General features: G+C 64.1%; 25 protein-coding genes and 1 other RNA gene. 5 read left to right on the top strand and 21 right to left on the bottom strand.

Annotated features, from left to right (window positions below; translation table 11 throughout):
• The first annotated feature begins 11 nt into the window (after positions 1–11).
• Together MJO58_RS07365 and MJO58_RS07360 are read left to right on the top strand one after the other, a co-directional pair.
• Positions 12–860, top strand: a complete 849-nt coding sequence (locus MJO58_RS07365) for an SDR family NAD(P)-dependent oxidoreductase (protein ID WP_239722436.1) — start codon at positions 12–14, stop codon at positions 858–860.
• Positions 857–1,672: an SDR family NAD(P)-dependent oxidoreductase gene (locus MJO58_RS07360; protein ID WP_239722435.1), complete on the top strand. Its 816-nt coding sequence runs from the start codon at positions 857–859 to the stop codon at positions 1,670–1,672. The genes MJO58_RS07365 and MJO58_RS07360 overlap by 4 nt, the downstream gene beginning before the upstream one ends.
• Before the next feature lie 42 nt (positions 1,673–1,714).
• Here MJO58_RS07360 and pstS read toward each other — a convergent pair whose 3' ends face one another.
• Positions 1,715–2,836 carry a phosphate ABC transporter substrate-binding protein PstS gene (gene pstS / locus MJO58_RS07355; RefSeq protein ID WP_239722434.1) on the bottom strand — a complete coding sequence of 374 codons (1,122 nt, stop codon included), beginning with the start codon at positions 2,834–2,836 and terminating at the stop codon, positions 1,715–1,717.
• A gap of 174 nt (positions 2,837–3,010) precedes the next feature.
• On the opposite strand from pstS, the gene MJO58_RS07350 reads away from it, so the two are divergent.
• A complete protein-coding gene (locus MJO58_RS07350; RefSeq protein WP_090600940.1) occupies positions 3,011–3,550 on the top strand; it encodes a restriction endonuclease in 540 nt (179 codons plus the stop codon).
• 69 nt (positions 3,551–3,619) lie between these two features.
• Here the strand turns inward: MJO58_RS07350 and MJO58_RS07345 are convergent, their stop codons facing one another.
• From MJO58_RS07345 to MJO58_RS07330, 4 genes are all read right to left on the bottom strand, one after another.
• The gene (locus tag MJO58_RS07345) at positions 3,620–4,090 is read right to left on the bottom strand and encodes a CAP domain-containing protein (RefSeq protein ID WP_175364609.1); all 471 of its coding nucleotides are present in this window, start codon (positions 4,088–4,090) and stop codon (positions 3,620–3,622) included.
• Between the two features lie 93 nt (positions 4,091–4,183).
• Complete coding sequence (locus MJO58_RS07340) at positions 4,184–5,602, bottom strand: SDR family NAD(P)-dependent oxidoreductase (RefSeq protein ID WP_239722433.1); 1,419 nt, start codon at positions 5,600–5,602, stop codon at positions 4,184–4,186.
• Between the two features lie 68 nt (positions 5,603–5,670).
• Positions 5,671–6,171: an N-acetylmuramoyl-L-alanine amidase gene (locus MJO58_RS07335; protein ID WP_239722432.1), complete on the bottom strand. Its 501-nt coding sequence runs from the start codon at positions 6,169–6,171 to the stop codon at positions 5,671–5,673.
• A gap of 391 nt (positions 6,172–6,562) precedes the next feature.
• The gene (locus MJO58_RS07330; RefSeq protein ID WP_239722431.1) at positions 6,563–8,053 is read right to left on the bottom strand and encodes a serine hydrolase domain-containing protein; all 1,491 of its coding nucleotides are present in this window, start codon (positions 8,051–8,053) and stop codon (positions 6,563–6,565) included.
• A 146-nt stretch (positions 8,054–8,199) separates the two neighbouring features.
• On the opposite strand from MJO58_RS07330, the gene MJO58_RS07325 reads away from it, so the two are divergent.
• Entirely contained in the window at positions 8,200–9,099 is a 900-nt protein-coding gene (locus tag MJO58_RS07325) for a universal stress protein (RefSeq protein ID WP_239722430.1), read from the top strand.
• 210 nt (positions 9,100–9,309) lie between these two features.
• Here MJO58_RS07325 and MJO58_RS07320 read toward each other — a convergent pair whose 3' ends face one another.
• The 3 genes from MJO58_RS07320 to MJO58_RS07310 all read right to left on the bottom strand — a co-directional run bounded on the left by MJO58_RS07320 (position 9,310) and on the right by MJO58_RS07310 (position 13,029).
• Positions 9,310–9,525: a ferric uptake regulation protein gene (locus tag MJO58_RS07320; RefSeq protein ID WP_239722429.1), complete on the bottom strand. Its 216-nt coding sequence runs from the start codon at positions 9,523–9,525 to the stop codon at positions 9,310–9,312.
• A gap of 139 nt (positions 9,526–9,664) precedes the next feature.
• Positions 9,665–12,610 (bottom strand): MMPL/RND family transporter, encoded by a 2,946-nt coding sequence (locus MJO58_RS07315; protein ID WP_239722427.1) that lies wholly within the window; start codon positions 12,608–12,610, stop codon positions 9,665–9,667.
• Positions 12,607–13,029: an MmpS family transport accessory protein gene (locus MJO58_RS07310; RefSeq protein ID WP_239723184.1), complete on the bottom strand. Its 423-nt coding sequence runs from the start codon at positions 13,027–13,029 to the stop codon at positions 12,607–12,609. The genes MJO58_RS07315 and MJO58_RS07310 overlap by 4 nt, the downstream gene beginning before the upstream one ends.
• Positions 13,030–13,329: 300 nt before the next feature.
• Here MJO58_RS07310 and MJO58_RS07305 point away from each other — a divergent pair, with 300 nt between their 5' ends.
• A complete protein-coding gene (locus MJO58_RS07305; RefSeq protein WP_239722425.1) occupies positions 13,330–13,953 on the top strand; it encodes a LuxR C-terminal-related transcriptional regulator in 624 nt (207 codons plus the stop codon).
• 210 nt (positions 13,954–14,163) lie between these two features.
• Here the strand turns inward: MJO58_RS07305 and MJO58_RS07300 are convergent, their stop codons facing one another.
• The 13 genes from MJO58_RS07300 to prfB all read right to left on the bottom strand — a co-directional run bounded on the left by MJO58_RS07300 (position 14,164) and on the right by prfB (position 25,192).
• Positions 14,164–15,327: an aldose epimerase family protein gene (locus MJO58_RS07300; protein ID WP_239722423.1), complete on the bottom strand. Its 1,164-nt coding sequence runs from the start codon at positions 15,325–15,327 to the stop codon at positions 14,164–14,166.
• A gap of 119 nt (positions 15,328–15,446) precedes the next feature.
• Positions 15,447–15,821: an FKBP-type peptidyl-prolyl cis-trans isomerase gene (locus tag MJO58_RS07295; protein WP_239722421.1), complete on the bottom strand. Its 375-nt coding sequence runs from the start codon at positions 15,819–15,821 to the stop codon at positions 15,447–15,449.
• A 149-nt stretch (positions 15,822–15,970) separates the two neighbouring features.
• Positions 15,971–16,338: a transfer-messenger RNA gene (gene ssrA, locus MJO58_RS07290) on the bottom strand.
• A gap of 116 nt (positions 16,339–16,454) precedes the next feature.
• On the bottom strand, positions 16,455–17,300 hold the full coding sequence (locus MJO58_RS07285; RefSeq protein ID WP_239722419.1) for a maleylpyruvate isomerase family mycothiol-dependent enzyme: 846 nt from the start codon (positions 17,298–17,300) through the stop codon (positions 16,455–16,457).
• Positions 17,301–17,318: 18 nt separating this feature from the next.
• Positions 17,319–18,356: a tetratricopeptide repeat protein gene (locus MJO58_RS07280; RefSeq protein ID WP_239722418.1), complete on the bottom strand. Its 1,038-nt coding sequence runs from the start codon at positions 18,354–18,356 to the stop codon at positions 17,319–17,321.
• 6 nt (positions 18,357–18,362) lie between these two features.
• Positions 18,363–19,604 (bottom strand): ATP-binding protein, encoded by a 1,242-nt coding sequence (locus MJO58_RS07275; protein ID WP_090600902.1) that lies wholly within the window; start codon positions 19,602–19,604, stop codon positions 18,363–18,365.
• A gap of 51 nt (positions 19,605–19,655) precedes the next feature.
• A complete protein-coding gene (locus MJO58_RS07270) occupies positions 19,656–20,501 on the bottom strand; it encodes an EamA family transporter (RefSeq protein ID WP_491562436.1) in 846 nt (281 codons plus the stop codon).
• The gene (smpB, locus tag MJO58_RS07265; RefSeq protein WP_090600901.1) at positions 20,498–21,007 is read right to left on the bottom strand and encodes an SsrA-binding protein SmpB; all 510 of its coding nucleotides are present in this window, start codon (positions 21,005–21,007) and stop codon (positions 20,498–20,500) included. Before smpB ends, MJO58_RS07270 begins: the two co-directional genes overlap by 4 nt.
• Before the next feature lie 2 nt (positions 21,008–21,009).
• The gene (gene ftsX, locus MJO58_RS07260) at positions 21,010–21,903 is read right to left on the bottom strand and encodes a permease-like cell division protein FtsX (RefSeq protein WP_090600900.1); all 894 of its coding nucleotides are present in this window, start codon (positions 21,901–21,903) and stop codon (positions 21,010–21,012) included.
• Positions 21,903–22,592: a cell division ATP-binding protein FtsE gene (gene ftsE, locus MJO58_RS07255; protein ID WP_090600899.1), complete on the bottom strand. Its 690-nt coding sequence runs from the start codon at positions 22,590–22,592 to the stop codon at positions 21,903–21,905. Before ftsE ends, ftsX begins: the two co-directional genes overlap by 1 nt.
• A 44-nt stretch (positions 22,593–22,636) precedes the next feature.
• Positions 22,637–23,107: an Rv3103c family proline-rich protein gene (locus MJO58_RS07250; protein WP_239722417.1), complete on the bottom strand. Its 471-nt coding sequence runs from the start codon at positions 23,105–23,107 to the stop codon at positions 22,637–22,639.
• Complete coding sequence (locus tag MJO58_RS07245) at positions 23,104–24,084, bottom strand: mechanosensitive ion channel family protein (protein ID WP_090600897.1); 981 nt, start codon at positions 24,082–24,084, stop codon at positions 23,104–23,106. The genes MJO58_RS07250 and MJO58_RS07245 overlap by 4 nt, the downstream gene beginning before the upstream one ends.
• Complete coding sequence (gene prfB, locus MJO58_RS07240; RefSeq protein ID WP_090600896.1) at positions 24,074–25,192, bottom strand: peptide chain release factor 2; 1,119 nt, start codon at positions 25,190–25,192, stop codon at positions 24,074–24,076. Before prfB ends, MJO58_RS07245 begins: the two co-directional genes overlap by 11 nt.
• Between the last annotated feature and the right edge of the window lie 152 nt (positions 25,193–25,344).

Below are 25,344 nucleotides of genomic sequence, written 5' to 3'. Positions count from 1 at the left end.
AAAGGGACATCATGAATTCAGGTTCGGCGCGCCCGCTCGAGGGCCGGGTCGCTCTGGTGACCGGCGCGAGCCGGGGCATCGGGGCGGCCATCGCAAAGCGATTCGCCTGCGAGGGCGCCGTTGTCGCCTTGGGCGCCCGAAGCTTGGACCACCCCGCGCAGGGGGTCGTCCCGGGCACCTTGCGCGAGACCGTCGCCGATATCGAAGCGGCCGGGGGTCACGCTGTGCCGTACCGCCTCGACCTGACCTCGCCCGAGTCGCGGGCCGCAGTGCTCGACTGCGTGGTCGCCGACCTCGGACCCGTCGACATCCTGGTCAACAACGCCGCCACCGCCGTCTTCATGCCGTTCACCGAAATCACGGAAAAGCGCTTGCGGCTCGTCACAACGGTTAACTACCTCGCCCCATTCGACCTGTGCCAGCGCGTGATTCCAACGATGAGGGCACGTGGCGGGGGCTGGGTGCTGAACATCAGCTCGTACGCCGGCGACATACCGACAACACCTCCGCCGGACCCGACCTACCACTTTCAGACGGCGTACGGTTCAGCCAAGTCGGCGCTGAACCGGCTAACCGAAGCATTGGCCTCGGAGTTCTATGCCGACTCGATCGTCGCCAACACTCTCGCCCCGGTCAAGGCGGTGCTGACCGAAGGTGTGAAGGTCACGCTTACCGAGGAAACCCTCTCCGACACAAGCATTCTCGAGCCTGTCGAGGCCATGGCCGAAGCGGCCTTGGCGCTGTGCACCAGCGACCGTGACGGGCTCAATGGCGGGATGTACAAGTCACTGACCTTGCTCGAGCAGCTGGGCCGTACTATTCGCACGATGGACGGGAAGACGCTGTTGGAGGTTTCGTGAGTCAACGCCATCCGCTTGATCGATACGCGGGTTCTTGGGCACTGGTCACCGGCAGCGCCGGGCAACGAGGACTGGGCTTTGCTTATGCGCGCGAAGTCGCCAGTCGCCGTGTCAATCTCGTTCTCGTTGACATTCTGGCAGAGGAACTGGAGGCCCGGGCCACGGCGCTTCGCGACGAGTACGGCGTCGAAGTCCGCACCATCGCCGTCGATCTCGGTGACTTGTCGGTCTATCCGAAGATCCTCGAGCAGCTCGCCGACATCACCGTCGACGTCCTTGTCTGCAACCACATGTACACCCCGAAGGACACACCGAAAATCCTCGACATGTCGTTGGACGTCCACAACGCCATGATCGATATCAACGCACGCGCGTACGTCAATCTCATCTATCCCTTCGCGCATCTGATGACGCGGCGGGGCCGAGGAGCCATCGTGATCGTTGCGTCGGGCGCCGGCCTGATTCCCGCGCCGTACACCGGCGCGTACGCCGCCAACAAGGCGTTTCAGATTGTGTTCGGTGAGGTGCTGTGGTACGAAACCCGCGATACCGGCGTTGACGTGCTCGTTATGTCGGCCGGCCTGATGGACACGCAGGGAGATGCTCTGTCGCAGTATCCCCGGTGGCAGATCGCAGATCCACGCGACGCCGCGGCGGAAACGTTAAGAGCAATTGGCCGTAAGCATCTCGTCATGCCCGGACGCCCGAACCGCTTCGTCACCTTGCTCACCACCCGTTTGATGCCACGTCGCCGCGCCGTGCTGACCATGGGACGCTTCATGGAGCGCGGGTTGGGCAAGAACTCCGCGTAGCCAATCCCGGTCACCCCAATATGGTGAATCGGCCACGCGCGGCTAGCCGGCGATCTTGGCGATCTGGGCGTCGGACGACTTCACAACCTCTCCCGGCAGGGGCCACACATAGGCATGAACGGATTCCAGGAACGACGGACTGCTCCCGTCGGTCACCGCCCAGTGGAGAAACGCCTGCAGCGTCTGCGCCGTGGCGGGATCCTTCTGGTTGCCGTAGACGACAGCGTACAGATAGCTCACGATCGGGTACCCGTCCGCGGCGGGCGCGTTGACCAGCGAGATCGACTGGTTCGGCGGGGTCTGTGAGGCCAAGCTGGCCGCTGCGGCGCCAATGCTCTGGGCGTCGGCGAGCAGGAAATTGCCCGCAGCGTTACCCAATTGGGCTTCACCCAGTCCCTTCTGGTGGGCCACGTCGAGGTAGCCGCTGCCGTGGTAGGTGACACAGCCGGGGTTCGCGGCGCAGTCGTTCAGCATGCCCGCCTTGCCCTCGGCATCGTCTTCAACCCGTGCACCCGGTACCGCCGGAAACTCGACGGTGGTACCCGCGCCGGGCGACTTGCCCCAGCCGTCGGGGTCTTGCTTCGCCAGATACTGGGTGAACAAGAATGTGTCGCCGGACCCGTCGGAACGATGGAGCGGAATCACCGCGGTAGCAGGCAAGTTCACGCCGGGGTTGAGAGCGGCGATCTGCGGGTCGTTCCAGGTTTTGATCGTGCCCCGGTAGATCGCCGCCAAGACTTTGCCATCCAGCTTGAGGTGCTCGGTGATGCCGGGCAGGTTGTAGCTGACGTGCAGCGCCGAAACGGCCACGGCGATGTTCATCAGCCCTGGGTGCGCGACGATGTCGGCTTCGGACAGGTAGGCACCGGAGGCGCCGATATTGACGGCGCCGGTGGCCGCTTGCGAGATTCCGAAATCGGATAAGGTGCCGTCGGTTGTGATCGTGATGTTGGGATATTTCAGGTGATACGCCGCAGCCCATGCATCGATCAACGGGTAGAGATCTTTCGAACCGGTCTCCCACAACGTCACCTTTGACGTCGCGGGCGCAGTGGCAACGGACGCCGTAGACGACCCGGACGGACCACCTGGCTTGCCTGATCCGCAGGCCGCGACCAACGCCAGCGACACAACAACCAACACCGAGCGGTAGCGAATTTTCACGTCCTCACCTTCGTTTCCGGCTCCTTGCGGGACACGTACCGTAAGCGTGCGACATCGCCGTCGCCGGACGACGTTGTTTGTCGTCGTCCATCTCTATCATCGGCTCATGAATAGGGCGTCAACGATCGTCACTTCCGCGGCCGTCGCGCTGGGCCTGGGAGACCTCTCCACGTCATGAAGGCGGCCTTCGCTTTTCTCCCGCTCTACTTCGGGCTTCTGCTTGGCTTTTTTACGCACCGCGTAGCGCTAGGCGTGGTAGGCGCCTGTTGTGGTTTGCTTTTCGCCGGTTTGATACAGCCGGCCTACCGTCGATCGCGGCGGCGATTACGGACTGATGCGGGCATCGGGGAAATCGACGCAATGGACGGCGTGGAGTTTGAAGATTACGTCGCCGCGCGCATGCAGCGCGCGGGCTGGCAGGTCAGCTTCACCCCTGCCGTCGGCGACTACGGCGTCGACCTGATCGCCGAGAAGGACGGCCAGTATGCGGCGATCCAGTGCAAGCGGCACGGTAAGACGATTGGAGTCGCCGCTGTCCAGCAGGTGGTGGCGGGCGCGCGCCATCACGGGTGCACGCGGAGCATCGTGGTGAGCAATCAGGAGTTCACCACTGCCGCAAAGCAGTTGGCCTACACACACGGTTGCCAGCTGATTGGCCGCAAGGCTTTGCAAAGCTGGGTCCCCGCGCCGGCGGGAAAAGCGTTGCGTGACTGAGGGCCTAGATCCAATGTCAAGGGGCGCGCCCCGGAGCGGGCCGGCATCCAAGCGCCCTTTGCGCCGGCGTCATGCAGCGAAGTCGCCGACGATGGTCATCTTGTTGCCGTCGGAAGCGGTGGCGAAGCCGGCTGTGGTGTATGCGCAGTTCAGGATGATGGCGCGGTGCGGGGGACTTTGCATCCACAAGTCGAGCGCTTGGTTCGGATTCGCCGCCGACCCGGTGCCCCAGAAGACGACCTCGCCGCTGTAGGGGGTCCGGTAGCCCGCGTCAGTGATACGCACCTGCGGTGAAGAGCCGTCCGAACCGATATGGCCGTTCACACCGTTGCGCAGCATGTCGTCCGCATGCCGCTGCGCTGCTTCTGTCAGACGTGGGTCGGCGCCGATCGCCCCGCATGCGTCGCGAACCCGGTTGACGCCGCCGTACAACGCGGCCCCTGCACCGTCGGCGCGCGCAGGAAATTCAGCAATCGTCCCCGGAGCCGTGATGAACGAGACGCCGACCGAGACCACGGCGACAGTTTTGATCTTCCTCATCGCGTTGCCTGTTGCCACCTACTGCATTTCGGTATTCGGCGAGCAAACGTTACCGACTTGTGACCATGAACGCTCAATAGCGCGTCGTAGCTACTACCAATTGCTCGGCGAGTAGTCCTTGAGGAAGCAGCCGTACAGATCGTCGCCGGACTCCCCGCGGACAATCGGGTCATAGACGCGAGCGGCACCGTCGACCAGGTCGAGCGGGGCATGGAAGCCCTCGTCGGCAAGTCGCAGCTTGGTCGGGTGCGGACGCTCGTCGGTGATCCAGCCCGTATCCACGGCCGTCATCAGAATGCGGTCCTGCTCGAGCATCTCTTTGGCGCTGGTGCGGGTGAGCATGTTAAGTGCGGCCTTCGCCATGTTGGTGTGCGGATGGCCCGGGCCCTTGTACGCGCGGCTGAACTGCCCCTCCATCGCGGACACATTCACCACATACTTGCGGCGCGCGGGTGAAGCGGCCATCGCCGGACGCAAGCGGCTCACCAGAATGAACGGCGCGGTTTGGTTGCAGAGTTGAACTTCGAGCAGTTCCATCGCGTCGACCTCGTGCACGCGTTGGGTCCAACTGTTGATCGGCGCGGTATCGGGCAGCAGACCACCGGCGTCGATGGCGGTGCCCGCGACGATCCGGTCGGGCGACGCGCTTCGGGCGGTAAGCGCCAATTCAGTTACGGCATGCGGAGTTTGGTGCTCGGCGAGGCTTCCGGCGAGTGCGGCAGGATGAGCATCGCTGACACGGTCGAACGTGATCACGTCGACGAGTTCCGGCGCCGGGCTGCGCTCTGCCTCGATGAGTGCGGCGTAGGAGCCGGGAGCGCGGCGCACCGTCTGGGCGGCGTTGTTGATCAGGATGTCCAGCGGGCCGTGGGCGGCCACGGTGTCGGCGAGCGCGACGACCTGGGCTGGATCGCGCAGGTCGATGCCCACGACGCGGAGCCGGTGCAGCCAGTCGGCGCTGTCGGGCATCCCCGCGAACCGCCGCACGGCGTCATTCGGAAAGCGGGTGGTGATGGTCGTGTGCGCACCATCACGGAGCAGCCGCAGCGCTATGTACATGCCGATCTTGGCGCGACCACCGGTGAGCAGGGCGCTCCTACCGGCGAGGTCGGTGCGGGCATCGCGCTTGGCGCGGTTGAGCGCGGCGCACTCCGGGCAGAGCTGATGGTAGAAGGCGTCGACCACCGTGTAGCGGTGTTTGCACACGTAGCACGAGCGCGGCCGCAGCAATGTGCCGGCGCTGGCGCCCACCGCAGTCGACACCAATGGCAGGCCGCGGGTCTCGTCGTCGATGCGGCCGGGCGCACCGGTGGCGGTAGCAGCGGTCACGGCGTCGTCGGCGGCGGCCACCGCGTCGCGCTTGGCGGCACGGCGGGCCTTCCTGACCGACTTGAATATGCCCGCGGTCGCCCGGCGCACCGCGACGGCATCGGGGTGCTCGGGTGGCAATGACTCAACGTCGGCCAGCACCTGCAGGCAAATGTCGAGCTTGTCGGGGTCGATCGCATTCACGAAGGAAGACTACGGCCTTACTCGCGTGCTTTCGTGCTCGGCGCCCGACGGCGTCGGACGCACGGCGATTAGCCCGCCTCGATTGCGGAAACGGTTGCCGCCGCGTCCGGCCCGCAGACGCGTTGCAGGTTCACGGGTCCCGCTGCCACTAGATCGTCGATGCGGCGCTTGAGGTCTCCCGACGAAAGATGCGCGTACAGGTCTGCGCCCGGGCATGAGGTTTGGGCAAGGTCGCGGTGGCCGGCCAGAGTGCTGCTGGTGATGTGAAAGGTCTGCGTGGCCCACGCGAAGGCTAGTGCGGCTGCGTGAAGTTGGGCTTCGGAGACGACTTCTTTGTCGAAATCCCCTTCGCAGAGAACGAGGAAATGCCCCGTCGTGTCGTAGTCCGTTGCCGTGTCGCCCGCGATTTGCGGCGTGCGCAGTTCGTAGATGTTGCCGTCGCGGTCGACGCCGACGTGATAGGCGATGTCGACCCATCCCTTGTCCTGGTGGTACCGCTGGTCCCGACGCAGACGGCCCGGAGCGTTGCGGTTGTCTCCCAGCACGACAGCTTCGTGGTGCAGCGTCATGCGAGTGATGGTGTGAGGCCTGCCGCCGGCTAAGGCGGGCCGGGCACCCCAGGCGTCTCGACACAACATGACAGCTGAAGCCGTGCTAAGCGGGACGACGGGCGCAGCGACCGAGCGAGAGCACCCGCCGCCGATCGCCACAGCCCCTGCGCCACCGACGAGCTGGAGCAGCTTGCGACGGCTGACGGGCGTACGGCCATCGTCGCGACGGCCGGGCATGACAGCGTCCATGATGAACACCATACGAAGTGCAGGGGCCGCTGGGGTCGCATCGCGTAGCCAACCGCCAATGGGCGACCCGCTGGGATGGGGATACCGCCTCGGGTGTCCCGGACGGCTGTACCAGCGCCAATAGCGGGCGGCGAACCGGATCTCATCACTTGAGCACCCCTCACAGACGAAGGGCCTGCGCCGCTGCCGTCGCAACCTCGCCCCGCAACTTCGACATGGGCGGACTGCCGCGCACGTGGATCGAATTCGAGAGCAGAACGATATAGGTATCGGAGCCGGGGTCCATCCAAAGCGAGGTCCCGGTAAAGCCGGTGTGGCCAAAGCTTCCGATTGGGAGGATCGCGCCCCGCGCCGTGGAGTCGGCAGTATCGATGTCCCAGCCGAAGCCGCGCAGATTTGCGCCCGCGATCGCCGGATAGTGCTGGGCGAGAAGCGGATCCGTCGTATTCGGTCCAGCTGCTCGGGCTGCGGCATTCGCCGCTTCGAGTTGTTGCGTGTTGTGTCCGGGCTGCTGCGGGCTCGTCATCGTTTGCAAAGTCGTTTGCATCAACGGAAATTGACTGGGGCGACCCGCGAGCCGGTCGAGCAGTGCCTGCGCGAAGATGCTGACGTCGTGTGCCGTCGAGAACACGCCGGCATGCCCGGCGACCCCACCCATGCGCCGAGCGGTGGTGTCCTGCACGGTGCCCCGCAACAGGTGATCGAGATCGGGATTTCTGCCGGGATCTGCTCTCCCCTCTTCGTCGCGTGCGGTCGGTGCGATGCGCGGCAATAGATCGATGTCCCACGTCCCGGCAGGACAGTCGTCTCGCGCCGACTCTTGAGGCGAGGGAGCCCATCCGACCGCGGATCCGATGGTCGTGTGCGGACCGCATGCTTTCGCCGGGGGAAGGTAGCGGGTATCTGTCATGCCGAGCGGCGCGAACACATGTTGCTGGACGTAGACATCCAGGGCCTCACCTGAAACCTTCTCGATCAGAGCCCCAAGCAAGATGAAGTTGATGTCGGAGTAACGAAACCCGTCGCCGGGGTCAGACTCCAGCGCTGTGCTGAGCGCACGGTGAACGCCCTCTGCCTTTTCGGCCCCGTCCAGTCCCCATGGATCTCCCAGATTGACATCACCCGGTAAGCCCGAAGTGTGCGTGAGCAACATGCGAACGGTCACGCGCGTACGCCGGGGATCGTTCGCTGTGAAGTCGGGCAAGTAATGCTGCACGGGATCGTCGAACTCAACCTCTCCTCGTTCGTAGAGCTGCATGACGGCGGTCGCCGTTGCGAGGCTTTTCGTCAGCGACGCCATATCGAAAATCGTGTCTTCAGTCATCGACTCCGCAGGTGCCGGCAATCCGTCCAGCCCGGGTTCGCCCGCCAGCTTGCGCGAGCCGTACACGTGGTGGAAGGCGATGTTGCCGGCGTGCCCGATCACCGCCACGGCGCCGGGCAGCCTGTTTGCCGTGATCGCATCGTTGAGGAGCTCGGAGACTTTTGCGAAGTCAGGTGCGGTGGGCGCGGCTGGCGCCTGCGTTGGCTGTCCCCGGTCGCTCGATGCGTTGTGCGCTGCATCGCCACGCGAGCACGCGGCAACGGCTGCAAGCGCGACAGCTCCGAGGGCAATGGCCTTTCGGAGGGATTTGCCGGCACGATTCGTCAACTGCGGCCCTGGGGTGAACGGCGCACAATCTCAGTGTCCATGGGTGGGTGCCTTTAGTCCTGTGGCTTGCATCTTTTCGGCCCTGACCATCACGGCCGCCCTGAGTGATCCTGTCGGTGGGGACGTAGCCGAGAGAAGAGAACCGAATGGGGCAACCACGACCTGGCGCGATCCTCGTAGGCGTTGACCGCTCCGCAGCGGCACTGAGTGCTGTTCAGTGGGCGGCCCACGATGCGGCACTACGGAATGTGCCACTCACGCTGGTCCACGCCGTGGACACGCCCTTACCGGAGTGGTTCGAGGTCGCCACGTTGGCTGGCTCTCGGCATTCGCACGAACAGCGGGCACCCAATTTCATCGAGTCAGCGATCAGGGTCGCCGAAGAGAGCAGCGGGGGGTGCGGTCCCTTACAGATCCATACCAAGCTGTGCCATTCGGCCGCCGTCCCGACGCTCGTCGACCTCTCCAAAGACGCCGAGATGGTCGTGGTCGGCTGCCGGGGACATCGCGGCGCGGTGGCCCGCGGTTTCCTGGGCTCCGTAAGTTCGGCGTTGGTCCACCACGCGCACTGCCCGGTCGCCGTGATCCGTGACGACGACGCCATCGTGGCCGATGTCGCAGGGGCGCCGGTGCTGGTGGGCATCGACGGCTCACCGGCCTCGGAAGCGGCGACTGCTATTGCGTTCGAGGAGGCCTCCCGACGGGGTGTCAGCCTGACGGCGCTACACGCGTGGATGGATCCCCGTGCTTCCAGTTCCAGCGGGTTGGTCCAGAACGCCAAGTGGGACGCTGAACTATCCGAGGAGGAGGAGACGCTCGCTGAGCGGCTGGCGGGTTGGCATGAACGCTACCCCGAGGTGGACATTCGTCGCAGAATCGAGATTGGCGATCCGGCACGTTGGCTGATCGCCGCATCAGAACGTGCGCAATTGGTGGTGGTCGGCAGCCACGGTTGCGGCTGGTTCAATCGCAGGCTGTTGGGATCGGTCGGTGCTGCGGTAGTCAACCGGGCCAAGTCCTCCGTGATCGTGGCCCGCCAATGCTGACGGCGGGAAGGGGGAAACCGAAGCCGTGTGGATGACTAATAGCAATAAGGCGAACGGTTTGTGCCGCAATGAATATCGCGCGTTGGATGGCCGTCCGAAGTGCGGTGATAACGGACTGAATCTAGCGTGTTGGTCCCCAATGCCGGAGTCGCACAACAGGTTCAGGTGAACGCAAGCAGTTCGACCGATCAGTCAGGGACGTCTTGCTTCTTACCGAGCCTGCGCCGCCTTGGCGGCCTCGCGCCGAGCCTTCTCTTTCACATGGGTGGAGCAACTATGCCCCATCTCGCAATGGTACCGGTCACTGCATTCATGCGAACAATAGCCGGCTGCCGCCGGAAGCCATTCCGGATCGGAAACGTCGCGCGGTCGCTCGTCCGGATGGAACGTGTGTCCGCAGTGCATGCAGGCCTTGGTCTTGACCATAACGCTCAGAATACCCGCGGAAGCGCGACTCATGGCGTGCAATTCAACCAAATTCGTTGGCGTCGTTCGGAAATTCGTTAACCAAGCTATGGAAAAGAGTTGTTGTCGGCGCGGCACAATTCCAAATTGACGGGGTGGACTATTCCGAATGCATCCGCGGAGCCGCGTGTCGCGGCTGGTGCAACAGTGCGCGAACCAGCGGGCGCGGGCCGAGCGACCGAAGCATCTGGCTGGCCGGGCGGACCCGAACCCGTTTCGGCCACCAGAACCAGCGTCCCATCACCGTCATGATCGATGGCGTGATGAGCGTACGAACGACGAACGTGTCGAACATCAGACCGATACCGATCGTGGACCCGAACTGACCGATCGCCCGCAGATCGCTGGAGAGCATCGCGGCCATCGTGACGGCGAAAACCACACCGGCTGCGGACACCACCGGGCCCGTCACGCCGACGCCGCGGATGAGCCCGGTGTTCAGGCCTGCCCCGATTTCCTCCTCGATTCGGGACACCAGCATCAGGTTGTAATCGGACCCCACCGCTAAGAGCACGATCAACGCGAATTCCGTTGCCACCCAGTGTAACTGGAAGTGGCCCAAGTGCTGCCAAATCAATGTCGAGAATCCGAACGCTGCGCCTAGCGACAACACGATCGTGCCGACGATGACGCCCGCTGCTACCAGTGCGCGGGTGATGATCACCATGATGATGAAGATCAGCACGATCGACGCCGCCGCGGCGATCAGCAGGTCATACCAGGCGCCAGTGGCGATGTCGTGGAATGTTGCGGCGGTGCCGCCGAGGTAGATGTCGGCGTTCTCTAGCGAGGTGAGCTTCAGCGCCTCCTTGGCCGCGTTGCGCTCTTGCTCGACGGACTTGATGCCTTCCGCGGTCGCCGGGTCCACGGCGTGAGTGATGATGAAGCGCGCGGCCTTTCCGTCGGGCGACACCATCAAGCTCAGCCCGAATTGGAAGTCGGAGTTTTGGAAGATCTCCGGCGGCAGGTAAAACAGGCTTTCCACCCGAGCGTCGTTGAACGATTTGCCCATCACGGCATTGGTGTCGGTCAGCCGGTCGAACTGGTCGATCAGACTGTCGAACGAGCTGTAGATGGTCAGCGTCGTATCCCGAATCGCTTTCGTCACAGCGATGTTCTCGGGAATGATCGCCAGCAATTCGCGGGTGGCGCTAGCCGTGTTGGTGAGGTCGGTCGTGAGGGCGTGGAACTTTTCGGCCAGCTGATCGAATCCGTCCAGCGCGTCGAACAGCGACCGTAACGACCAGCAGATCGGGATGTCGTAGCAGTGCTTCTCCCAGTAGAAGTAGCTGCGAATCGGCCTCCAGAAGTCGTCGAAATCCGCGATGTGGTCCCGGATCTCGTCCGTGATCTCCGCCGTCTCTGCGGTGGTTTTCGAGCTGTCGTCGGCGGCGTTCGCAAGCTTTTGGGTCACCGCGTACTGACGCTCTAACAGGGCGATCTGGGTGTCGAGGAAACCGGTGATCTTTTTGATGTCGCCGACACGGTCCCTCAAATAATTGAGGTTGTCACGAATCGGCGCGGTTTGCACACTGAGCTGGAATGGAATGGATCCGTCTTCGATTGGTGGGCCGAGCGGTCTGGTGATGCTCTGCACCCGTTCGATGCCCGGCACCCGGAAAATGGCACCGGCAACCTTGTCCAACACCAGCATGTCTCGGGGATTGCGCAGATCGTGGTCCGATTCGATCATCAGCAGGTCCGGGTTCAGGCGGGCCTGGGTGAAGTGCCGATCGGCCGCGTCGTACGCCTGCACCGAGGCCGCGCTCTTCGGCAAGTAGTACAGATCGTTGTAGCGCGGGGTGAAGCCCGCGAGACCAAGGGCGCCGACGATCGCCAGGATGACGGACGTCGCGAGGATGGGCGCCGGCCAGCGCACGATGGCCGTCGCCAGGCGGCGCCAGCGGGTGTAGTTGAACTTGCGCTTGGGGTCCAAAAGGCCGAAGCCACTGGCGACTGCAATGAGAGCGGGCGTCAGCGTGACCCCAGCCGCCACCACCACCAGCAGTCCCACCGCGCACGGGAACGCCAGCGAACTGAAGTAGGGCAGCCGGGTGAACTTCAAGCAGGCCAGCGCCCCGACGATGGTCAGACCGGAGCCCAGGACCACCTTGCTGACACCGGCGAAGGTGTCGTAATAGGCGGCCTCACGGTCCAGACCGCGTTCCCGGCCCTCCTGGTAGCGGCCGACCATGAAAATCGCGTAGTCGGTACCCGCTGCGATCGCGAGTGAGGTCAGCAGGTTCACGGCGAAGGTCGACAACCCCATGACGCCGGTTTCGCCCAGCAGCGAAACCACGCCACGGCCGGACAGCAGCCCAATGAAGAGGATGACCATGGTCAGCAACACGGTGCTGATGGACCGGTAAACGAACATCAGCATGAGCGCGATGATGACGACCGTGATGATCGTGATCTTGGCCAGGCTCTTGTCACCGACAACGATCACATCGGCGGTCAGCGCTCCCTGGCCCGCGACGTAAGCCTTGACGCCGGCGGGCGGCTTGGAGTCCGCGACGATCTTGCGCACCGCGGCAACGGATGCGTCGCCGATCGCCCCACCCTGATCGCCTTTGAGGTTGACCTGGACGTAGGCGGCCTTATGGTCGTAGCTCTCCACACCTGAGGACGTGAATCGCTGCCCCCAGAAGTTCAGCGCATGCTCGACGTGTTCGTGGTCGGCCTGGATCTTTTTGACCAGGTCGTCGTAGAACCGGTGGGCGTCGGGGCCGAGCGGTTTGTCACCGACCAGGGTGACCAGGACGAGGTTGTCGGAGTCGTACTCCTTGAACTTCTCGCCAATGTGTTTCATCCCGGTTACCGATGGTGCGTCTGACGGCGAGAGCGGGACGGAGATCTCCTCGGCAACCTTCTCCAACTGCGGGACGAAGACGTTCACCCCGATCGCGATCAGCACCCAGACCACGACGATCGGCAGCGCCAGGACGCGGATGGTGCGGGCCAGGCGCGGTCGGCGCTCAAGCTCGTAGGGCTGGGCGACGGGGATTTCGTCGGTGTCGTCAGCGTCGCGCGCGTCGCTCGTCATGCGGATTTGTCCAAGCAGGAAACTTGCGCGTCGCGGGTGTTGACCTGGCGTTCGTCGACCAATTTGCCGTCGACGGTAATCCGACAGCCGATGGAGGGGCTGTCACCTTGGGCGACGACGTAGGCAAAAATGCCGGGCATCTCCGCGACGATCGTCGTCGACCACGGCAATGTGGTGAAGTTGGCCTTTTGCGGTAGGGACTCCGCGTCCATCCAGTTGACGACGCCGGTTGTCCCGGGCGGTCCAAAGATTTCGTATACGGCGGTCTTGGCCGCGTACGGCGGCGTCGCATCCCGGGGATCGGGCTTGGCCAGGCCGGGTCCTGGGAAGACGTCGTGGAGTCGGTCCACTGCAACGCCGCCGATGATCAGCGCCACGACCACTACCAGCGCAACCCAGCCTCGCTTGAGAAGTGTCAGCAATTGAATGCCCCCCGCCCCCGAATGCCCGATGGGCTGATATTAAGACAAATCGTCCACCACGCCACCGCAGCGCAAACGCCATAGCGGCCGAGATGATTCCCGGGGTGGCGCATTGCGACAGCAGTTTTCATCTCGCGGCCCACGAACTGTTGGCGAGGGCGGGACCTTCGGCGGTGACAACCGCCACATCATCGACCTCCTGACGGCCGCCTCGGTCTGGAGAAAATCGAGCGCGAAAGAATCCTGGTTCTTGAGCGCCAGCGCAGCACCCGCCGCGGTGACTTCGCGCAATGTAGGGTGCCGGTCGGTGAGGAGCTGACCCCCAAGGAGCTCGAGGTTCTTCGCCTACTGCGAACTCGGTTAACGCGAACGGAAATCGGTGCGCGGCTGTATGTTTCGCTCAATACCGTGAGAGCCACCAGCGCGCCGTACCGCAAGCTGCGAGTTGAGCACCGCGGCGCGGCAGTTCGCTTACTCGGTCGAGTTCGCCGGGCTGGTGGGAGCCGTTGGAGTGGCAGGAATCGTTGTCGTTGGAGTCGCAGAGCTTGTCGTTGGGCTCACGGAACTCGTAGGGCTCACGGACGTCGTCGACCGCGTCGGACTCGTGGGGCTGGTAGTCCCTGTCGGGGTTGTCGGGCTCGTCGGGGTTGTCGCAGTCGTAGGCGTGGTGGGCGTGGGAGTCGCCAGGCCGGGGCCTACGCCACACCAGTCCGCCACATCTTTCGGGTACTGCTCGAGCGGTGGCGGACAGCGCTGCCCCGGCGGGAAATTGGCGCCGGCATTGAGCAGATCGCAGGGCACGTAGACCTGCTTTCCGGTTTGGGTGTTAGTCAGACACTTCGTCGGCGGTTGGCCATGGGCCTGGACGGGAATGAGGGCCGCCAGCACCGCCACCGCCACCGCGCCGAGCGCGCAAGCTAGACGGCGATAAGTCATGAGAGCTCCTCGTGATGCGGTGTCGGGCGTGCACGACGTGACGTCGCCGCCTTACGACGATTAAAGCCGCTCACCCCAGGCGCGATCCAACCCGCCGCCGTGACCTGCACCTTCTCGGTGGAGCTGTCGGAATCGAACCGCAAATTCGCGCTGGCCCACAGGCCCGACGGCATTTATTGAGCGCCGCACCGGCCCTCATTCCGTGCCGAAAGCGAAAACCGTTGTCGAATCGAAGGTCTGGCCCGGGTTGAGCGTGGTGGTCGGGAAGTTCGCGTGATTCGGCGAATCCGGATAGTGCTGGGTCTCCATCGTGAATCCCGCGCCCTGCCGGTAAATGCGCCCGCTGGTGCCCGTGAACGCCCCGTCGATGAAATTCGACGTATAGAACTGCACACCGGGCTCGGTTGTGGAGACGGTCAGGGTACGCCCCGTCTGCGGATCCTCGGCCCTGGCCGCCTCCACCAGCCCAGTGTTGTTGCCGCGGTTGATCACCCAGTTGTGGTCGTAACCGTGGGCCAACAAAAGCTGCGGGTCATTCGCGGCGATGTGCGCACCGACCGCGGTCGCTGAGGTGAAATCGAACGGTGTGCCCTGCACCCGGGCGATCTGACCGGTAGGGATCTGCGTGGAGTCGGTTGGCGTGTAGTTGTCGGCATGGATGGTCACCCGGTGGCCGTAGATGTCGAGGGTGTCCTCACCTGCCAGGTTGAAGTAGCTGTGATTGGTCAGATTGATCACGGTCGGCGCATCGGTGGTCGCGTGGTAGTTGATGCGAAGTTCGTTCTTCTGGTTCAAGGTGTAGGTCACGATCGTCGTTAGTGTGCCGGGATAGCCCATTTCGCCTGCGGGGCTGACATATTGGAGTTTCAGGCTCACGCTGTCGCTGGCGCTCTGCGGACTGGCGTGCCACACCTTCGTATCGAAGCCCGCGCTGCCGCCGTGCAGGCTGTTGCCGTTATTGTTGATCGGCACGTGGTATTCGTTGCCGTTCAACGAGAATGCCCCCTTGGCGATCCGGTTGCCATAGCGGCCGATGATCGCGCCGAAATAGGTCTTGGCGGGTCCGGTGTTGTTGAGGTAGCCGTCAAGCGTCGGAAAGCCCAGCACCACATTGCCGACACGGCCGGTGCGATCGGGAACCTCGACTGTCTGAATGATGCCGCCGTAGGTCAGGATTCGCACGCGCATGCGGTGCCCGTTGGCGAGCGTGTAGCGGGTCACCGGGGTCCCATCCGCCTGACCGAACGGCTCGCTGGCGATCGACGGCGGCTCTGCGGGCGTGGTGCTCTTTGTACTACATGCGGCCAAACCAGCAACGCCCGCGATCGCGATCAGCAGAAGCAAGCGATTGCCGCCCACGGGCGCTCCTCGCACTCGTACAAACCACCTGTGCGCAGTGGTTGGGGACATTGGTTCGTGCCTCGCCCGCCGCGACCCGCCAAACCGCAGCCGGCAACGGAGGGCTCGTCCGGGTCGAGCTACCTGACCTCGAGCAGATCCACCACGAAGATCAGCGACTCGCCGGGCTTGATGACGCCGCCGGCGCCACGGTCGCCGTAGGCGAGGTGGGCGGGGATAAGCAGCTGTCGGCGGCCGCCGACCTTCATGCCCTGCACGCCTTGGTCCCAGCCCTGGATGACCTGGCCGACGCCGAGTTGGAACGTCAACGGGTCACCGCGGTTGTAGGAAGCGTCGAACTCCTCGCCGGTGGAGTGCGCCACGCCGACGTAGTGCACGACCACCGTGTTGCCGGAGGCGGCCTCGGTGCCGTCGCCCTCTACGACGTCGGTGATGACCAGGTCGGTGGGCGGCTCCCCGCCGGGAAAGTCGATCTCGGGCTTCTTTGCAGTCATGCTCACCACACTGGCAGATGGTCGCCGGTGGGCTTGCCGACGGGTGGTTCAAGACGGGCGCGAACTCAGCGTCACCGGCGAGCTCAGTCGATGAGATATTGATGAAAATGAAAACTGGTCAGAGCCTTAAGGCTCTGACCAGCCAAACTAAGTGGAGCTGCCGGGAATCGAACCCGGGTCCTACGGCATTCCCTCAAGGCTTCTCCGTGCGCAGTTCGCTATGCCTCTACTCGGATCTCCTGATCACGCGAACTAGCCAGGATGACGATCCCAGTCGCTGTTGGTGTCCCGATGAGTCCCGCGACCGGACTCATCGGTGGATCCCTCTAGCTGATGCCGGGGTCCGGGGCGAGGGCGTTCCCGGTCCGACAGACTAGCTATCGCTTAGGCAGCGAGAGCGTAGTCGCGCTGATGTGAATCGGCGCTTATATGGTTGCAACGACGCTTACGGTGGTCTCTTGCCTGCACCGGCACGCTTCCCTTGATTCGATGCGCGAAGTCGAAACCGTTCAGCCCCTTGTCTAGTGTTTTCGCGCTCGAGCTTTCTTGCACCTGCCGATTTTCGGCAGGACAACCCATTCTACGGCAGCATTAACCTGCGGCAACGGAATTATGTTCCGCACCAGGACGCGGTCAGATCACGAAGTTCAGCCGCTCGACGATCCGTCCCGCGACGTCCTTGTCATCACCGAGTTCGACGTCCTGCGGGCGCGCCGGGCACATCGGGCGTCCGCCGGCGAGCCGGGTGAACTGCAGGGCGTCCATCCGGACCGTCGCGGTCGGCTCCAGCCCGCCGAAGTCCGCCACCACCGCCGCGCGCCCGTCGACATTGACGCGGATGCGGCGCGCCAGCGGACCGGTCAGGTCGAACAGGATGCGGGAACCGTCGGGCGCTTTGGCGAGTTTGCCGACCACGAAGCCCAACGTGGCCGCGACCTCATCCAACGACAGCCGGGTCGCTGCCCCCGCCAGCTCGGCATCCGACGACGGCCGTTGGATCGCCACGCGGATGTCTTGCTCGTGCATCCAGCAGTCGAAGACCCGGATTCGCATGAACCGTCCGTAACTTTCGGGGCCGGCGGGCGTGAAGGTCTCGGCGTTCCAGTCCTGTTCGGACATCTCCTGCAATACCTTGCGACGGTCGCCGGTTATCGCGCGGTATCGCTGCAGGACACTGCTGCTGGATTGCGTGTCGAGCTCGCGGACCCAGCACTCGTTCATCGCCCCGATGTCGTTGCGCACATGGGCGAGCGCCTTGACGTCGATGTCCGGCTCGGGCGCGGCGATGCCCTGGAGGAACGACTCGGTGCCGATGATGTGCGACACCACGCCCTGCACGTCCCAGCCCGGCAACGGCGTCGCCGCCCGCCAGTCGGCCTCGGGCAACCCGTCGAGCAGCGCATCGATGGAGTCCCACACCGCGAACAGCCCGTCGAGCACATCGGATTTGTCGAGTGTCGTGAGAGCACGCGTGGTCATGCTCGGATGCTAGGCCGATTACCGGCCGATCGTTAGCCCCACTCGCGCCAGAATCAGACCGGCGATCGTCAGAATGCCTGCCGCCGCGATCGTCCAGGTCACTCCGCCGAAGGCGGTAACCCACGCGCCCAGGCCGATCACCAGCAGCGCATGGACCAGACGGGCAACGACAAAGGCGCGCTCCCGCAAGACCGACGCGAGCACCGTGCGGGGGATGGCAGACAGGAGCCGGCCAAGGATGACGATCAGCGCCGCGGTCACCACGCCGGTCGCCACCCGCAGCACCACCGTGGGATGACCGTCGCCGTGGTTGAACCCGACGAATTGGATCAGGACCGCCAGAACGGTGGCGACGATCGTCAGCCGACGCAGCATCTTCGCCAGCACCGCGCCGATATTGCGGCGAACCAGATCGCCCAATGTCGGGTCGCTGCCCGCGGCGCCGAGAAACCCGCGCAGGGCATGGCCGAACTTGCCGCGCTGCAACCGATTCACGGCCATGTTGTTCAGCGCCGCGGCATGGTTTGCATCCAGCGCCAACGCTTGCCGGTACGAGTCCGTCGATTCCCGGATGCGGCCCAGATCGTGCAGGATCGAGCCGCGCAGGACGAGCCCGTCGGGGCTCGCGGGGTCGAGACGCAACGCCTCGTCGACGACCACCAGCGCCGAATTCAACTGATGGGACTTCTGCAGCAGTCGCGCGTAAACCCGATGTTGCAGAGGCTCATTCGGATGGGTCTTAACTCCCTGCCATGCCATCCACAGCGCGTCGCCGTAACGGCCAAGGCCATCGAGCGACAGCGCATATATCCGCATGGCCAACTCGTGCTGTGGCGCGGCGGCCAATGCGGCGTACGCACTGCGCGAGGCGCCGTCATAGTTTTCCAGCAGGTATTCAGCGCGAGCGTATTGGGCTAAAAGGGCCGGATCGTTTGGGCTCTGCGCCAATGAACGTCGCAGAACCTCACGCGCGCGTTCGTAGTTCTCGGTGTCGAAGTACGCCTCGGCAACGTGAATGGCCTGGCCGGCCTGGTCGACACCGGGCTCCGATATCATCGAGGATTACCGAATTTTCCTGCGCCGTAAGTATTTTGCCAGATCGTCGTAGGTGCCGTCGTTGTTGGCGAATTCGACGATGTTGCGTGCGACCTCGAACCACGGCCCGGTGCTGGGACGGATCTGCGCCGTCGCCTCGTCCACATCGGCCATCGTCACCGGGCGGACCTGCCCGCTGCGCATCGATGCCGACATCGCCAATTGCGTTGCGCTGTCGCACACATGCGCGAGGTCGGCACCCGAAAACCCGTCCGTGCGTTTCGCGATCGATTTCAAATCTATGCCCGCGACCGGCCGATCCTTCAGGTGCGAGCGCAGAATCCCCGTCCTGGCGTCGGCGTCGGGCAATCCCACGAAGATCATCCGATCGAACCGGCCGGGCCGCCGCAGCGCCGGGTCGACATCCCACGGTGCATTCGTGGCGCCCAGCACATACACCCCATCGTTGGTGGATGTCGCCGAATCCATTTCCTCGAGCAAGGTATTGACGACCGGACGCATCCCGGAGCTTCCGCTCAGCGCCGAACGCCGGTGCCCCAATGCGTCCAGCTCGTCGAAGAACAACACGCACGGAGCGTTGCGGCGCGCGCTATCGAAAACCGAACGGATGCTCCGTTCGCTCTCCCCAAACCAATGATGCAGAACGTCGGCGATCCCCACCTGATAGAAGTTCGCCCCGAGTTCACCCGAAATAGCTTTGGCGATATAGGTTTTGCCGCAGCCGGGCGGCCCGTAGAGCAACAAGCCACCGCGCGCCGATACCTTGTACGCCTTCATCAACTCGGGATTTCGGATCGGGCCGAGCAGCGAAAGTTCAATCTGTCGTTTGACATCGGCCATGCCCGCGACATCGTCGAGTCGTACGGCGCTGCGCTCTAGAACGTCGAAGTCACCCTCGTTGACGACCTCGGCGGGCGCGTCGACGAAAGCCGGCTCGATGATGTCAGCGACTTGGCGTTCGGCGCTGGACCAATCGAACTGGGCATCGCCGGCCGACCGCCCGCTCACTGGCGCCCCCTCCTCAGCAGCCGCCGCAGGCGACGCAAGCGCGGCGCTGCAGCGCTGCACCAGGCTCAGCGCGTGGGCGTTACCGGCGTCTTGGCGCAGCGCCGCGCTGCAGTGACCCAGCGCCTCCGCGTGGCGTCCTCGGTCGGCCAGCAAGCCGGCCAGATGCAACCGCAACTCGACCACGTCGGGGCTGCGTTCGACGGCTGCAGACAACTCCCGAATAACCGGGTCTTCACCCAACGTTTTCTCCCGACCTAGGCCTGCGGTCCATAGTAGGTCGGGACGCAGGAGTCAGGCGGCGGCGATCATGGCCACCGATCCCATGGCCATCACCATGCCAATCCCCTGCCAGCGAGTCACCCGCTCGCGTAGGACCATCATCGCCAGAACGACGGTGGCGGCGGGATACAGCGAAATCATGATGCTGGCCAACGAGAGCAGCCACGACTGCAGCGCTATCAGCTGGGTGACCAGGGCGCAGATGTCGAGCAGCGCAATGGCCAGCGCCAGCTTCATCGACTCCCCCCGCGGCAGCTGCAAGCTGCGTCGGGACGCGGCCAGCGCGGTGATCACCACCGTGGCCGACAGCCGGGCAAACATCAGCGGCCAGAGCTTGGATTCGTGCGGCGACTGGTGCAAGAACACCAAGTCCAGCCCGAATGCACACCCGGCCAATATGGTCAGCCAGGCCACTTTTGGAGTGAAGCGGAATTGCGTCTTGCCCTCGAATGAGGCCTCGCGGCTGACCAGCATCACCGCGACGATGGCTAGCACCACGCCGGCCGACGCCGCCGGGCCGGGTCTCTCCCCCAGCGCGATGCCGACCGCCACAGGCACCGCCGCATTGAGCACGCCCGCCAATGGCGCCACCACCGAAATAGGCCCAGACCCGAGCGCCGCGTAGAACGCCCACATGCCGAACGCCTGACCGATGCCGTACAGGCTGCCCCAGAAGATAGCGCCGGAATGAATCGGCCCACCAACGCAAAGTGCGATCAGGCCCAGCAACACCGCCTCGACCGGATAGGCCGCCAACATCACGCGCAGCGCAGCCACCCGGCGCGCCGCCACGCCGCCCACAAAATCGCTGACGCCGTAGGACACGGCAGACAGCTGGGCGTACGCGGCTCCGATCAGGTCATACCCTTTGCTCGTCGCCCCAGTTCGCGAACAACTTCACGCTGGGCGTCACGGCGGGCGAGGTCCTGACGTTTGTCGTAGGCTCGCTTACCTCGTGCCAGTGCGAGCTCGACTTTGACCTTGCCCTCGGAAAAATACAACGACAACGGCACCAAGGCGAGGTTACCATCGCGGATTTTCCCGATCAGTGTGTCGATCTGTCGCCTATGTAACAACAACTTCCGAGTGCGACGAGGATCATGGTTTGTCCAGCTACCGTGCTCGTACTCGGGAATGTGCAAGTTGCGCAACCACACTTCGCCGTCATCGACGGTTGCAAACGCATCAGCGAGCGAAGCCTGGCCCAGCCGTAGGCTTTTGACCTCGGTACCGACTAAAGCCACTCCGGCCTCGAACAATTCCTCGATCGCATAGTTGTGCCTGGCCTTGCGATTGGTGGCGACGATCTTCTTGCCGTCTCGCTTGCCACCACTGGCCTTGCCCCCACTGGACTTTGCGGCCACAGCTAACGCCGTACGTAGAGGCGCAGCGTCGCGTAAGCCGTCAACCCGGCCATCGACACGCCGAGCAGGAACAGAATCGGCGAGATGTAAAGGATGTCGGCGTAGTCGACGCGTGCGATCAAATTGGCTTGGTAGAACTGGTTTAACGCGTTGTCCAGGAACAGCGCGCGCACCACGATCAAGCCGCCAACCGCAATCGCCACACCGAGGGCCGCCGCAACCATCGCCTCCACCAGGAACGGCAACTGCGTGTACCAGCGACTTGCCCCCACCAGTCGCATGATTCCGATCTCGGTGCGCCGCGTAAATGCGGCAACCTGAACCATGTTGGCAATCAACAGAATCGCACCGACAGCCTGCACCAATGCCACAGCGAACGCGACATTACTCAAGCCGTCCAGGACCGCGAAGAGCCGGTCGATCAGGTCTTTCTGATTGAGCACCGAGAGCACCCCGGGCTGGCCCTGCATCGCAAGGTCAAAGTCCTTGTGCTGCTCGGGATTGTTCAACTTGACGATGAAGGACGCGGGGAAGGAATCCTTACCCGCAACGTCCTTGTACTGGGGGAACTTTCGGATGGCGTCGTCGTATGCGTCCTGACGATTAAGAAAGCGAACTGATTTGACGTCATCGCGGCCTTCGATCTTCGTCCGCAACGCCTTGCATGGATTGGTGCCGCACGCCGGATCGTTCGCGGAGACGTCGTCGGTGAGGAAGACCTGCGTCTCGACGCGGTCGAGGTAGATAGCCCGGGAGTGCTCGGCCAACCGCACCACCAGCAGACCGCCGCCGAACAAGCCGACGGAGATCGCGGTCGTCAGGATCATCGCGACCGTCATCGTCACATTGCGACGAAGGCCGGTGAGGACCTCGTTCAGTAGGAAGCCGAAGCGCACTAGCGATCCATCCCGTAGACGCCGCGCTGCTCGTCGCGAACCAGTCGGCCCAGCGACAACTCCACGACGCGCTGGCGCATCGAGTCGACGATGTGGTGGTCGTGCGTCGCCATCAGGACCGTCGTCCCGGTGCGGTTGATTCGCTCCAACAGGTCCATGATGTCGTTGCTGGTGTCGGGGTCGAGGTTGCCGGTCGGCTCGTCGGCCAGCAGGACCAGCGGCCGGTTGACGAACGCGCGGGCGATCGCCACCCGCTGCTGCTCACCACCCGACAGCTCGTTCGGCAGCCGGTTGGCCTTGCCGGACAGACCGACCGTCTCGAGCACGTCGGGCACGACCCGGTTGATCTGATCGGCGCGCTTGCCGATGACTTCCAGCGCGAAGGCGACGTTTTCGTACACCGTCTTTTGTTGTAGCAGTCGAAAGTCCTGGAAAACGCAGCCGATCACCTGGCGCAGCTTGGGTACATGCCGGCCGGGCAGCTTGTTGACGTGGAACTTCGAGACCCGAACATCCCCGGTGGTCGGCGTCTCCGCGGCCAGCAGCAACCGCATGAACGTCGATTTGCCCGAACCCGACGGCCCGATCAGGAAGACGAATTCACCCTTGTCGATTTTGACGTTGACGTCGTCTAACGCCGGACGCGCCGACGCTTTGTACTTCTTGCTGACATGGTCAAGGGTGATCATCACGGCACGCCAGTGTAGCGGTGAATTTCGCTGGACCGCGAAGATCAGCGCGCCGGTGGCGCCGAGGTGGGCGACGGCCCCGGTCCCGGCGGCGGTTGCTGCGGGGGCGGTGAACTGGGGCTTGGACTGGGCGGACAGAACGGCGGCGGCAGCAGGCAGGGCAGCTGGAAAGGCGGCGGCGACGTCGTCGTCGTTGGCGGGGGCGGCGGCGTGGTGGTCGAGCTTGGCGGCACCGTGCTGGTCGGCGTCGGGACGTAGGTGGTGGCCGGTGGCTGCACCCTGGTGCGCGGCACCCAGGTGTAGTTCGGGTCGGGTACGAAACCCGGCGGCACTACCTGCGGAGCGGGCGCCTTGGGAGCCGGCTCCGCGTGGTTGATGTCATACACCCACCAGATGGCGAGGAAGGCGATGACCAGCGCCACCGTCGAGGTGCGCATCCGGCCGCCGAACATATAGCGGGGCCATCGGTGTTCCTCGTCACGGTGCTTTTCGAGGACATTGAGGGTCAGCTTCACTGTTTCACCGACTCGTGCGCGACCTCAGCCGCTGCTTCGACGGACTTTGCGACGCCGGCGTCGTCCTCGACCACGCTCACCGTTGCGTCGGCCGTGGTGACAATGCCGGCGCCGGCGAGTGCCCGCATGACCAGCACCCGCAGCTGCCGGCCGGCCTCGAACTGTTTGCCCGGCAATGTGCGCGCCACCATGCGCAGCGTGACGGTGTCGACTTCGATACTTTCCAGGCCCATCAGGGTGGGTGCGTCCAGCAGCAGCTCACCCAGCAACGAGTTGTCCATGGCGTGGTCGCACACCTCATGCAGGACCTCGTTGACCCGGTTGAGGTCGGCGCTGGTCGAGACGGGGATGTCGATCACCGCGCGTGCCCAGTCCTTGGACAGGTTGACGGTCTTGACGATCTGGCCATTGGGAATGGTGAACAACTCGCCGTCCGACGAACGCAGCCGCGTGACCCGCAGTGTCACGTTCTCCACCGTGCCGCGCGCCTCGGCATTGATCCCGGCGACGGTCAGCGAGACCAGGTCACCAAAGCCGTACTGCTTCTCGACGATGATGAAGAAACCGGAGAGCAGATCCTTGACCAGCTGCTGAGCACCGAAACCCAGCGCCGCACCGATGACAGTGGCGGGCGCGACCAGGCCGCCGACAGAAAAGTTCAGCACGTCGCTGATCTGGACAACGGCCCAGATCGCGATAAGCACGATCGACACCCACTGGATCACCGACGCCACGGCCTGGCGGTGCTTGGTCGCCTCGGAGCGCACTAAGGCGTCGCTCTCGGTGAAGCCGACGTCGAGCTGCCGGGTGACCTGCTGGGCGACCCAGGTGACGAAGCGGACCGCGAGCACCGACGCGATCAGCAACATCACGACGCGCAGGCCCTGGTCGAGGATCCAACCACCGATGTGGCCGTGCCAAAAGTTGTGCCACGGCTGCGTCATCGCGCTAGCAAGAGGAGTTGTGTTAGTCGTCATCTTTTCGGTTGCGCCACCGGATCCCAGCTTCCAGGAATCCGTCGATGTCCCCGTCCAAGACGGCCGCCGGATTGCCGACCTCGTACTCGGTCCGCAGATCCTTGACCATCTGATACGGATGCAATACATAGGAGCGCATCTGGTTACCCCAGGAGCTGCCGCCGTCACCTTTGAGCGCGTCCAGCTCAGCACGTTCTTCTAAACGCTTGCGCTCCAACAACTTTGCTTGCAGAACCCGCATCGCCGCAACTTTGTTCTGCAATTGCGACTTTTCGTTCTGGCAAGTCACGACGATACCGGTCGGGATGTGGGTGAGTCGAACCGCCGAGTCGGTGGTGTTCACCGACTGCCCCCCGGGACCGCTGGATCGGTACACGTCGACACGCAGATCGCCTTCCGGAATTTCGATGTGATCGGTGGTCTCCACCACCGGCAGCACCTCGACTTCGGCGAAGGATGTCTGACGCCGGCTCTGGTTGTCGAACGGGCTGATCCGCACCAGCCGATGGGTGCCTTGTTCCACCGACAACGTGCCGTAGGCAAACGGTGCGTGCACGGCGAAGGTGGCGCTCTTGATTCCGGCTTCTTCGGCGTAAGACGTGTCGAACACCTCGACGCCGTACTTGTGTTGCTCGGCCCACCGGATATACATCCGCATCAGCATCTCGGCCCAGTCCGCGGCGTCCACCCCGCCCGCGCCGGAGCGGATGGTCACCAGCGCCTCGCGCTCGTCGTACTCCCCCGACAGCAGGGTGCGCACCTCGGCGGCTTCGATGTCGGCGCGCAAGGCCTTCAGCTCGGCGTCCGCCTCGGCGAGGGCGTCGGCTCCCTCTTTTTCCGCGCCCTCCTCGGCGGCCAGCTCGTAGAGCACCGGCAGATCGTCGACCCGCTGACGCAGCTGCTCGATGCGGCGCAACTCGCCCTGGGTGTGCGATAACTCGCTGGTCACCCGCTGCGCGTTGGCCTGGTCGTCCCACAGTTTGGGATCGGACGCCTCTTGCTCGAGCTTCTCGATGCGGCTGCGCAGACCGTCCACATCGAGCACCCTTTCCACCGTGGTCAGGGCGGAGTCGAGGGCGGCGATATCGGCTTGACGGTCGGGTTCCACAGCCGACCACGTTACCGGCGCGCTGGTCGGCGGCGAATGCTCAGGTGGCGACGCGCAGTACTTTGACCACCGGCTGGGGTTCACCGTCTAGCATCGAATCACCATCGTGTGCGCCCGCGACTGCGACGCCCAGCCTAATCGCAGCCCCTTGC

This window comes from Mycobacterium lentiflavum (genome assembly GCF_022374895.2).
Taxonomy (GTDB): Bacteria; Actinomycetota; Actinomycetes; order Mycobacteriales; family Mycobacteriaceae; genus Mycobacterium; species Mycobacterium lentiflavum.
The sequence above is the reverse complement of the archived record's forward strand: the minus strand, read 5'-3'. Positions and strand labels throughout refer to the sequence as shown.